Annotated in this window: 8 protein-coding genes and 2 pseudogenes; 1 reads left to right on the top strand and 9 read right to left on the bottom strand. The window is 70.7% G+C overall.

Annotation, left to right across the window (positions count from 1 at the left end):
- Positions 1–350: pseudogene (locus ACN675_RS26285) on the top strand (hypothetical protein); the annotation flags it as partial.
- A 145-nt stretch (positions 351–495) separates the two neighbouring features.
- Here ACN675_RS26285 and ACN675_RS26280 read toward each other — a convergent pair.
- The 9 genes and pseudogenes from ACN675_RS26280 to ACN675_RS26240 form a co-directional block, all read right to left on the bottom strand.
- Positions 496–1890 carry a hypothetical protein gene (locus ACN675_RS26280; protein WP_420753619.1) on the bottom strand — a complete coding sequence of 465 codons (1395 nt, stop codon included), beginning with the start codon at positions 1888–1890 and terminating at the stop codon, positions 496–498.
- Positions 1887–2234, bottom strand: a complete 348-nt coding sequence (locus ACN675_RS26275) for a hypothetical protein (protein WP_420753618.1) — start codon at positions 2232–2234, stop codon at positions 1887–1889. Before ACN675_RS26275 ends, ACN675_RS26280 begins: the two co-directional genes overlap by 4 nt.
- 94 nt (positions 2235–2328) lie before the next feature.
- A complete protein-coding gene (glmM, locus tag ACN675_RS26270) occupies positions 2329–3666 on the bottom strand; it encodes a phosphoglucosamine mutase (RefSeq protein ID WP_420753617.1) in 1338 nt (445 codons plus the stop codon).
- A 170-nt stretch (positions 3667–3836) separates the two neighbouring features.
- Positions 3837–4280: a 30S ribosomal protein S9 gene (rpsI, locus tag ACN675_RS26265; RefSeq protein WP_420753620.1), complete on the bottom strand. Its 444-nt coding sequence runs from the start codon at positions 4278–4280 to the stop codon at positions 3837–3839.
- A 47-nt stretch (positions 4281–4327) separates the two neighbouring features.
- Positions 4328–4771: a 50S ribosomal protein L13 gene (gene rplM, locus ACN675_RS26260; protein WP_197252551.1), complete on the bottom strand. Its 444-nt coding sequence runs from the start codon at positions 4769–4771 to the stop codon at positions 4328–4330.
- A 264-nt stretch (positions 4772–5035) separates the two neighbouring features.
- On the bottom strand, positions 5036–5332 hold the full coding sequence (locus tag ACN675_RS26255; RefSeq protein WP_420753616.1) for a WXG100 family type VII secretion target: 297 nt from the start codon (positions 5330–5332) through the stop codon (positions 5036–5038).
- 85 nt (positions 5333–5417) lie between these two features.
- Positions 5418–5768, bottom strand: coding sequence for a WXG100 family type VII secretion target (locus ACN675_RS26250; RefSeq protein ID WP_420753615.1), 351 nt, complete (start codon positions 5766–5768; stop codon positions 5418–5420).
- A gap of 149 nt (positions 5769–5917) precedes the next feature.
- On the bottom strand, positions 5918–7354 hold the full coding sequence (locus tag ACN675_RS26245; RefSeq protein ID WP_420753614.1) for a type VII secretion-associated protein: 1437 nt from the start codon (positions 7352–7354) through the stop codon (positions 5918–5920).
- Positions 7351–8140, bottom strand: a pseudogene (locus ACN675_RS26240) (type VII secretion protein EccC); the annotation flags it as partial. The pseudogene ACN675_RS26240 and the gene ACN675_RS26245, both read right to left, overlap by 4 nt.

Raw genomic sequence — 8140 nt, 5'->3', positions numbered from 1 at the left:
TCCTCGTCGGCGCGAAGAGCCTCGGATCGATGAACAGCGACGCGGTCGCGGTTGCGAAGGCGTGGGGCGGCGAGGTGCTGTTGCGGTCGGTGCACAAGGCGTCCGACGAGGGCCTCGTCGAGGGTCGCAAACTCCTGTCGTTCGTCGGGCTCGGCGGCGGTGAGCGCCGCACGCAGCAGCGCACCCGAGCGCTGCTCACCGGTTTCCTGCTGCATCGCCTGACCGGCGACAAGACCTACGCGTGCTTCTCGGATCCGGAAGCGGAGATTCCGGGATCCGACGTGATCGCGGATCCGTCGCTGATCGAATCCGATCCGGTGACTCAGATCAGCCAGCTCTTGGGCCGGTAGTACGGCTCGTCGCTCTCCGACTCGACTTCTTGGGAGCGAGGCGGGTGCGACGGTAGCTGCCGTGGCCTGCGGACCTCCTCGAGGTCGCCGAGCCGACGACCTGTCGCTCGGCGATACTCCGCGACGATCCGCTCGATCTCCGCGTTCACAGCGGACCCGCCTCGGGAAGGATCACGCCGCCGTCCTGCACCGGCTCGGCGGATTCCGCGGGACGGCGATCGGCAGCCTCACGATCGGCAGCCTCACGATCGGCAGCCTCACGATCGTCCCTGGTCACGGGACCGGTCCGAACCGGCACCCCGGGTCCGGGGACGGTGGATGCCGCCGGTGGTCCTTCTGCGGCCGGGGCCGCACGCAGGGCGTCGGTGGGCGTGGCAGGGACCGCGGGTGGGGTCACTGAAGGTGCCGGCTGTCCCGTCGGCGGAACCACGTCGGCGGGCAGGGCGGGGTCCGTCGGCAGAATCGTTGCCGATAGCGGTTCGGGTGCCGGGTCGGACACGACCGTCGGGCGGTCCGGGACTTCAGCGGCCGCAGCGCTGTCCGGGGCTTCGCCCGCCGCCGACTCGACCTTGTCGGTCGCTGCCTCGGCCCGCTCCGTCACTGCCTCGACGACAGCCGTCGCAAGCTCCACGACGGCCCCGGTCAGCTCCCCGACCGCCGTGGCCAGCTCGAGACCCGATTCGACCAGCGACACGCCGGCCCGCAGCATGTCGGCCGGGTCAGCGCCGGGCGATCCCCAGGCCGGCACGATGTCGCTGCGGGTTTCAGGGGCGCTGTGACCGCCTGACGACATGTCCGTGGCGACTCCGGGGAACCGGTGCTCGTCGAGATCGTCGAACGCGCGGGCCAGTTCGTCGAACACCTCACCGATCGCGCGGTCGGCGTCGTCGCACAGCCCGGCGAACACGGCGGCCGCGGTCTCCACTCCCGGAACGAACACCTCGTTCAACCATCCGCTGCACCAGTGCGCCACCGCCGCGGAATCCCCTTCGGTGAGGCCGGTGGACCAGCGGGCGAGCTGTTCGCCGGTGGGGCCGGTGCCCGCACCAGACGCCCCGGCCAGAACCGCGTCGACGTCCACCGGACCCAGACCACCGATCACCGGGTCGGCGAAAGTCGCTGCAGTCCTGGATTTCTCGTCGACGATCGCGCCGATCGCGCTCGCCGCACCGGCCAGCGTCTCCGCGAGGGCACCGACCGTGTCGTGCAGCCGCCGCGACCGCTCGAGGTGGGCGGCGAGCGGATCGGACGCGGAGCACGACGCGCCACCCGCCCACACCGCCGGCACCGACGCGATCCGATCGCGTTGCTCATCGACGCCCTTACCGAGCACCGACCACACCGTCCGCACGGCGTCGGCGTCGGACGCGAGCCGCGCGACGTCGAGTCCGCGTTGCGCGTCGTATCGGTCCGTCAGATCGGGCACCGTGACGGTCGACGCCGCACCGATTCGATGTGCACGCGGTAGGAACTCGGCGAAGAACCGGAGACCGGGGGCACCGACGTCGAGCAGGTCGTCGATCCCGGTGGGACCGCTCACCGCGGGCCTCGCACGTCGGCGTCGATCCCGGTGAGCGCAGTCACCTGCCGATCCAGCTCGTACCCGTAGCCGTCGGCGGTACGGCCCAGGAGGTCGGCGACGCCGGCCGCCTCGTCGGACCACGCCTCGAGCACCCGGCGCAGCCGACGGTAGCCCGCGTCCACCGCCTCCCCGCGACCGCGATATCCCGGGCCCGCGGCACCCGCATCGAAGCCGAGTCCACCCAGCGCACGCTGCCACTGCCGCTCGGTGCCGGCCACCGCGCGACCGAGACCCGCCGCGATCGCATGTACCTCCGACACGTCCACCCGCACGCCGTCGGCGTTCGTTCTCCCGTGCCCCACGCGCACCTCCCCCGCGGCACCGCCACCGTGGCAGTGCCGTCGTAGGGATTGGACGCAGGCGTAGGGGCGTCGGTTCCGCTCAGGCTGGATCGACTCAGACTGCGGCGACTGCGTCGGCCAGACGATCGGCGAGGACCCGCGCCACGGTGTCGTCGGCCGCCTCGACCATGACGCGCACGAGCTGTTCGGTACCCGACGGACGCAGCAGCACCCGGCCGGTGTCTCCGAGTTCGTGCTCGGCAGCGGCAACCGCCTCGACCACGGCCGGGTGGCCCGCGACCGCCGTCTTGTCGGAGACGGGCACGTTGATCAGCACCTGGGGCAGGGTCCGCATCACCGACGCGAGGTCCGTGAGCGCCGAGCCCGTGACCGCCATGCGCTCCATCAATCGCAGACCGGTCAGCACCCCGTCACCGGTCGTGCCGTGGGACGGGAAGACGATGTGGCCGGACTGTTCGCCGCCGAGGCTGAACGAGCCCCGCCGCAGTTCCTCGAGAACGTAGCGGTCGCCGACCCCGGCGGTCACGACCGTGATACCGGCCTCCCGCATCGCCAGGTGCAGACCGAGGTTGCTCATCACCGTCGCGACCAGCGTGTTCTCGTGCAGTTCGCCGCTGTCGCGCATCGCCAGCGCGAGGATCGCCATGATCGCGTCACCGTCGACGATCGACCCGGCGGCGTCGACGGCCAGGCAGCGGTCGGCGTCCCCGTCGTGCGCGAGCCCGAGGTCGGCGCCGTGCTCGACGACGGCCTTCTGCAACGCGTCGAGGTGTGTGGATCCGCAGTTGTCGTTGATGTTGAGGCCGTCCGGCTCCGCACCGATCGCGATGACCGTCGCCCCGGCGGCGGCGTAGGCGGCAGGAGCGACCTGGGATGCTGCGCCGTGGGCGCAGTCGACGACGACCTTCAGGCCCGCGAGCGGGGCCGTGGTCGCGCCGGCCAGATGCTCGAGGTAGCGGGCGGACGCGTCGGTGGCGACGCGGACCCGTCCGATGCCGGCACCGGTGGGTCGCTCGGGCGTCTGCTCGCCGTGCAGCAGCGCCTCGATACGGTCCTCGACGGCGTCTTCGAGTTTGTGGCCGCCTGCCGCGAAGATCTTGATGCCGTTGTCCGGCATGGGATTGTGCGACGCGGAGATCATCACCCCGAGGTCGGCGGCGTAGGCGTCGGTCAGGTACGCGACCGCGGGGGTCGGCATCACCCCGACCGAGAGCACGTCGACACCGGCGGCGGTCAGGCCCGCGGTCACGGCCGCGTCCAGCATCTCGCCGCTCGCGCGGGGGTCCCGGCCCACGACCGCTACCGGTCTGCGCCCGTCGGTACCGGCCGCGAGCACCGCGGCCGCGGCACCTGCGATCCGGACGGCGAGTTCCACCGTCAACTTCGCGTTCGCAAGACCGCGAACACCGTCGGTACCGAACAACCGCCCCATGGACAACCTCTCGTGTCGTAGATCCGGCGAGCCCCCGCCGGGGAGAACCGCCCGAGCGAACAGGGCGGGAATGCACAAGAGCAGGCGTCCGGTAGGAGTTCTCTACCGGCGCCTGCTCTCGTGGTCGAACAGGTGCCGAGGCCGACCACGTGGTCAGCGTCGGCAACACATCAGCGCTTGGAGTACTGAGGTGCCTTGCGGGCCTTCTTCAGGCCGTACTTCTTGCGCTCGGTGGCGCGGGCGTCACGCGTGAGGAAGCCGGCGCGCTTGAGAGCCGGACGATCCTCGGGCGAGACCTCGATCAGCGCACGCGCGATGGCGAGACGCAGCGCGCCGGCCTGGCCGGACGGGCCGCCGCCGGTGAGGCGCGCGTGGATGTCGAAGGACTCGACACGCTCGACGGTGACCAGCGGGGACTTCACGAGCTGCTGGTGCACCTTGTTCGGGAAGTAGTCCTCGATGGTGCGGCCGTTGAGCACGAAGTTGCCGGAGCCGGGCACGAGGCGGACGCGGACGACGGCCTCCTTGCGGCGGCCGACGGTCTGGACCGGGCGATCGAGCACGATCGGGGCGGGCGCAGCGGCGACCTCGTCGACCGCGTACTCCTCGACCACGTTCTCGACCGAGTCGTCGCCGTACTCTTCGTTCACGTTCTGCTCAGTCACTGGGCCACCTGCTTGATCTCGAACGGAACCGGCTGCTGCGCGGCGTGCGGGTGGTTCGGGCCCGCGTAGACCTTCAGCTTCTTCGCGATGGCGCGGCCGAGCTTGTTCTTGGGGAGCATGCCGGTGACGGCCTTCTCCACGAGGCGGTCGGGGTTCTTGTCGAGAACCTCGCCCACCGAACGCGCGCGGAGACCACCCGGGTGGCCCGAGTGGTGGTAGAGGAACTTGTCGGTCCGCTTGTTGCCGGAGATGGCAACCTTGTCGGCGTTGATGATGACGACGAAGTCACCGCCGTCGACATGCGGAGCAAAAGTGGGCTTGTGCTTGCCGCGGAGCAGGTTCGCCGCCTGCACCGCGAGGCGGCCGAGCACCACGTCAGTGGCGTCGATGACGTGCCACTGGCGGGTCACGTCGCCGGCCTTCGGTGTGTACGTAGACACAGATCTTCCTCGTCTATCGTTTCGCTGCTGGCCCGCGCATCGCCGATGATCACCCTCGGCGGCCAGTTGAGACCCGAGAAGCGACGTCCACCGGGCACGAGGCCACGGCAGCGCACGACACGCCAAACGGACACGATACCGGTCCGACTACGCGGCGGTCAAAACAGCCCCTCGGGCAGGCACACGGAACCGCGACGTCCCGCCGGCCTCTCCACCACCGGGACGTCGCGGTACCCACACGGATTTCTCACACGGCCAGGGGCATCACCTCGAACCCCACTGGCGGGTGAGCCCATCTTCGAGATCGACCATGTTCCGGTTGCCGGTCGCGACCGACGCGCCGATCTGCCCGAGAATGAAGTTCAACTCGAAGGCAGCGGTGTTCCACTTGGTCTGCGACTTGTAGTACTCCTCCTGCGCGGTGCCGTCCCACGTCTGCACGAACCGCTCGGCCGTCGTTCCCACGGTGTCGAGTTCGTCGTTCATCGCGCCCTGCAGCGCGGTGAGGTCCTTGTACACCTGATGGACACCCGCGAATTCCTGCCTGATCGGTTTGACCACTGTCCTGTTCCCCCTGCCCTGTTGATCCGAACTGCCCTGTCGATCCGAACTGCCTGTCGATCCGAAACTCTGCGCGCGGTGGCGATCAGGTATAGCTGCCCTTGAGGGTGCTGCCGACATCGGCGATCGCGCGTGCCTGCTCCTCGACCGCCTGCTCGTACGAGTTCCCGTTGGTCCGGATACCGGCGGCGATCTCCTCGAGCGCATCGTTCATGTTCCGGGAAGCCTTGTCCCAGTCCGCCATCACGATCCCGAACATCTCCTGCGAGTCGCCGCCCCACACGTCGGCGGACCGCCCGACGATCGTCTTGAGCTGAGCGAGAATGTCGCCGAGGACCTCGCGCGAGTTGTCGATCTGTTGGGCCGCGCCCAGCATCTCCGCGACATCGGCGACTACCTGCTGACCGCCCGCCCCACCGTCCTGCACATCGGACATTTCCGTTTCCCCTCGTCGTTCTCCGCGTCGCGACCGGACCCGGTTCCCCCTGCGGTCCGGGCCGGATTGCGCCCTACACCTGGTTGGACGTCACCTGTGTCCGATCGGTTCCCCTCGGCCGAAAACTCGTCGGGCCGGATGTTCCGGCGCTACTCGACCGCAAGTGTGTGGACGGCCTGCTCGCATTCCTTGCCGATCCCGGCCCACTCCCCCACCAGGAACTGGCAGCCCACCGCGACCTGCCATCCACGGTCGACGACCACGAACCAGCGCACTGTCGAGAACTCTTCGGGCACTTCGGTGTAGGCGATGACCGACCGGTCCCCGAACATGGTGTCGGTGTCGAGGTCGCGGATGACCCCGCCGCGCTCGGCAGCCCGGCGTTCGAGCACGGCAGCGACCGCGGCCTCGTCCATGCCGTCCCGGAGTCGGCTGTGCACCACCACGATCCGCCGGTCCTCGCCGCCGCCGGGAACGAGTTCGCTGCGTCCGCCGACGGTGTCGCCGGTGTCCCGGAGCCGCCATTGCTCGGGTAGCTCGATGCGCACCGGACCCAGTTCGAATCGGGTCGACGGGGACCGCGTCGACGGCACCGCCCCGGTCGGCACCGGGCTCCCCGCCTCCTCCTCGACCGTGTCGATCTGCGGTGGCGCGATCGTTCCCGCGTCGCGGCCGAGGAGCAGCCCACCGGCCACCGCGACTACGACTGCGACGGCGGCGAGACCCCACCACCACCGCACCGGCGGACGCGGTGGCGGCTCCGCCGCGCGCACGTCGGCCAGCCATTGCGCCGTCGTCGGGAGGGTGGGCTCCGGGACCGCTGCGGCGGCCGGGGCCGTGAGAGCGGCGAGCATCTCCGACGCGGCGACCGGCACGACCCGGATGCCGCGGCCGAGCCGCTCGCGGATCTGCTCGCACAGCGCTGCGCCGGACGGTTCGCCCGGAACACCCGTGACGATCAGGACGTCCGGATCGACGGGACCGGCGACGGAGCCGATCAGTTCCTCAAATCGCGCGAATCCCTGCGCGGTGTCCAGATCCGCGGCGCCGAGGTGGCCGTCCACCGCGGTGCGGTCGACGGGCGGTGGGGTGTCCGATGCAGGCGCCGCTGCGAGCAGCGACGCGGTGATCTCGCCGTCCACCACCTCGGCGACCACACAGCGTTCCACCGCCGACGCGGTCACCGCCTGCCGCGCCGCGACCGCCGCTGCGGTGAGGACGGCGTTGCGGGCGACGTTTCGCGCTGCGGTGTGGGCGATCTCGCGGCGCCGTTCGCTCCACCGTGTCGGGTACACCATCGTGACGGTGCCCGCGTCCGGGGGCGCGGAGACCGCGGCCGCCGCGTACTGCACCAACCCGGTCAGCGCGCCGGTCAGGTCGGGGCCGCCCTCGGTTCCGGGCCGGTCCCCGATCCGGGCGACGACGTCGAGGTGGGTTTCGGACGGGCGGCGGGCGGCCGCTTCGGCGAACACGAATCCGTCGCCGATGTCCGCGACGAGCGCGGGACAGTCGAGCGTGACGTCCGCCCACCGCGCGAAGACCCGGTCGGGCGCCAAGAGCAGGCCGAGCGTGTCGGGGTTGCTCACTGTTCGGGGACCCACGCGACCTGTACGAGCGATTCGCCGCTGCGCTGCACCATGATGCCCCGTCCCGGCGGCATCCGGCTCGGCCGGATCGCGCCGAGGAGCGCTCCTTCGTCGCGGTTCCCGCTCATGATCAGGCCCGCCGACGACAGCTCGCGCAGCCGCCCGATGACCGGTTCGAACAGCGCTCGTCCCGCGCCGCCGGAGCGGCGGGCGATCACGAGGTGCAGACCGATGTCCTTCCCGTGCGGCAGGTACTCGACCAGCGGTGCCAGCGGATTCTGGCCCGATGTGGCGACCATGTCGTAGTCGTCGACGACGACGAAGACCTCCGGCCCCGTCCACCACGATCGGTCCCGCAGTTGCTGCTGGGTGGTGTCCGGGCCGGGCAGCCGTTTCTCGAAGACCGCGGCCAGGTCCCGGGCCATCGCGGCGAGCACGGCCGCGGACGGCGCGTAGCCCCCGAGATGATCGCCTTCGACGACGCCGAGCATGGTGCGCCGGTAGTCGCCGACGATGATGCGGGCCTGGGCGCCGGTGTTCGATTCCATGAGGCTCCGGCAGATCCCGCGCAGCAGCGCGGTCTTGCCGCAGCCGGAGTCCCCGAACACCAGCAGGTGGGGGTTCTCCGCGAAGTCGAGCCACACCGGAGCGAGCTCCGCCTCGTCGATTCCGATCGGGACCCGCAGCCGCTCCGACGTCGGCGCGTGTGCCGACGCGGGGGTGCCGGGCGGAAGTGCGGCGAGCAGCGCCCGGTGTTCGACGAGTTCCGGCAGCATCCGCACCGGC

This window comes from Rhodococcus sp. O3 (genome assembly GCF_048897285.1).
Lineage (GTDB): Bacteria > Actinomycetota > Actinomycetes > Mycobacteriales > Mycobacteriaceae > Rhodococcus.
The sequence above is the reverse complement of the archived record's forward strand: the minus strand, read 5'-3'. Positions and strand labels throughout refer to the sequence as shown.

Excerpts from the sequence above, each read along its gene's own strand:
- glmM (WP_420753617.1), bottom strand. The coding sequence starts at position 3,666 with ATGGGGCGGTTGTTCGGTACCGACGGTGTTCGCGGTCTTGCGAACGCG.
- ACN675_RS26250 (WP_420753615.1), bottom strand. The coding sequence starts at position 5,768 with ATGTCCGATGTGCAGGACGGTGGGGCGGGCGGTCAGCAGGTAGTCGCC.